This window comes from Thermorhabdus hydrogeniformans (assembly GCF_049310025.1).
GTDB lineage: Bacteria > Bacillota > Thermosediminibacteria > Thermosediminibacterales > Tepidanaerobacteraceae > JBJYKD01.
Genome location: NZ_JBJYKD010000209.1, coordinates 1 through 258, shown reverse-complemented (window position 1 = coordinate 258; position 258 = coordinate 1). Strand labels below are relative to the sequence as shown.

At 64.7% G+C, this 258-nt stretch carries 1 protein-coding gene; it reads left to right on the top strand.

The window, feature by feature from the left end; genetic code table 11:
- On the top strand, positions 1-258 hold a 258-nt coding region (locus tag ACKX14_RS16150; protein ID WP_422449443.1), incomplete at both ends, for an ATP-binding protein.

Here is a 258-nt window from a genome sequence, read left to right as displayed (position 1 = left end):
ACCAGCTCTATCTCGCCCTGCGGCTCGCGACGCTGCAGCAGCATTTCCGCCAGCATCCGCCGACGCCCTTCATCGTCGACGACATCTTCGTCATGTTCGACGAGGAACGCACCCTCGCAGCGCTGCAGGAGTTGGCCCGCCTTAGCCAGTCGACACAGGTGATTGTCCTGACGCACCATGCTCACGTGTTGGAGCTTGCGCAATCGCGCCTCGGCGAGGCGCAGTGCGCGGTCCATGAGCTCGTCCAGACCGGGCCCT